General features: G+C 71.1%; 2 protein-coding genes. One reads left to right on the top strand and one right to left on the bottom strand.

Annotated features, from left to right (window positions below; translation table 11 throughout):
- Positions 1 to 762, bottom strand: a 762-nt coding sequence (nth, locus tag G6028_RS13040; RefSeq protein WP_194307026.1) for an endonuclease III, incomplete at its 3' end; no start/stop codon positions are given.
- Between the two features lie 317 nt (positions 763 to 1079).
- On the opposite strand from nth, the gene G6028_RS13035 reads away from it, so the two are divergent.
- On the top strand, positions 1080 to 1784 hold the full coding sequence (locus G6028_RS13035) for a cyclic nucleotide-binding domain-containing protein (protein WP_182659128.1): 705 nt from the start codon (positions 1080 to 1082) through the stop codon (positions 1782 to 1784).
- Positions 1785 to 1814 lie beyond the last annotated feature (30 nt).

The raw sequence follows: 1814 nt of genomic DNA, 5'->3' as shown, positions 1-1814 counted from the left end.
CAGGTGGGCGCGCTCGGGTCCCGCCACGAGACGGGCGGCGGCCACCGGATCGAGCGGGCCGGCCTCGCCCGCGGACGGGCAGTCGTCGACCAGGACACACGCCCCGCAGGCCGCGGTCCTCGCGTGACACACCCGTCGGCCGTGGAAGATGATCCGGTGACTGGCGTCGGTCCATTCCGCGCGCGGGAGCAGCCGCGCCACCTCCCGCTCGATGCGGACCGGGTCGGTGGCCTCGGTCCACTTCCAGCGCGCGACCAGGCGCATGAAGTGCGTGTCCACCGTCAGCCCGGGCACGCCGAACGCGTTACCGAGCACCACGTTGGCCGTCTTCCGCCCGAACCCGGGGAGGGTGACCAGGTCCTCGAGCCGCCGCGGCACCTCGCCGTCGTACTTCTCCACCAGCGCCGCGCCCAGACCCTGGATGCTGCGTGCCTTGTTGCGGTAGAAACCGGTCGGACGGATCAGCGCCTCCAGCTCCTCGCGGTCCGCGCCGGCGTAGTCCGCGGCCGTGCGGTACCGCGCGAACAGGGCGGGCGTGACCTCGTTGACCCGCTTGTCCGTGCACTGCGCGGACAGGATCGTCGCGACGCTCAGCTCCAGCGGGTCGCGGAAGTCCAACTCGCAGTAGACGTGCGGGAACGCGCTCTCGAGGGTGCGGAGCATGCGCCTGGCGCGGCGGGTGCGCCCGAGGTCGGTTTCCACCCCCCTCGCGGCCACCCCTCGTCTGCGACGCTTCGTGGAAGCTGGAGCGGGGTCGGGCATGAGTCCACATTACGGCCCGGACCACCCTCGGGTGCGCCGGGCCGCGCGTGCGAGCCGGCCTGCGGGGGTGTTTACTCGGGGTCATGCAGGGAATCCTCGTCGTCCTGGTCCCGGTCCTCCTCGCCGGCTTCGCCCTCCTGATGGACAAGTTCGAGGCCGCCATCCTGGCCGAGCCCGAGCAGATCGAGACCTGACCCACCCCGGTCGCCGCGCGTTGGTCACACCTGGGGCACCGGACCGGCTACAGTGGCTTTCGCCACACGCACGCCATGGCGCGGACCTCGCTCGTCCGCGCCCGAACGGGAGGGTCACAGACTGTGACGACAGATCGCCGCACGGACCAGTCTGCCGACGACGTACTCACCCGGGCCGGCATCTTCCAGGGTGTCGAGCCCGCGGCCATCTCGGCGCTGCGCGCCGACCTGACCCGCGAGGAGTACTCGAAGGGTGATGTGATCATCCGCGAGGGCGAGCAGGGCGACAGCCTGTACATCGTCACCTCCGGCAAGGTGAAGCTCTCCCGCAAGGCCCCCGACGGCCGCGAGAACCTGCTGTCCATCCTCGGCCCGTCGGACATGTTCGGCGAGCTGTCCATCTTCGACCCGGGCCCGCGGACCTCCTCGGCGGTCTGCGTCACCGACGTCTCCGTCCAGGCCATGGACCGCTCCGCGCTCAAGCGGTGGATCTCCGAGCGTCCCGAGATCTCCGATCAGTTGCTCCGCGTGCTGGCCCGCCGCCTGCGCCGCACCAACAACAACCTGGCCGACCTCATCTTCACCGACGTCCCCGGTCGCGTGGCCAAGGCGCTGCTGCAGCTGGCCCAGCGCTTCGGCACCCAGGAGGGCGCCAACATCCGCGTGACGCACGACCTCACGCAGGAGGAGATCGCCCAGCTGGTCGGCGCCTCGCGCGAGACGGTCAACAAGGCCCTGGCCGAGTTCGCGCACCGCGGCTGGCTGCGGCTCGAGGGCAAGAGCGTCATCATCTCCGACACCGAGCGCCTGGCCCGCCGCGCCCGCTAGTGGGTATCTCCGTTAGTTCGTCGGGGGTCG

The organism is Dietzia cercidiphylli (assembly GCF_014145145.1).
GTDB lineage: Bacteria > Actinomycetota > Actinomycetes > Mycobacteriales > Mycobacteriaceae > Dietzia > Dietzia natronolimnaea.
The sequence above is the reverse complement of the archived record's forward strand: the minus strand, read 5'-3'. Positions and strand labels throughout refer to the sequence as shown.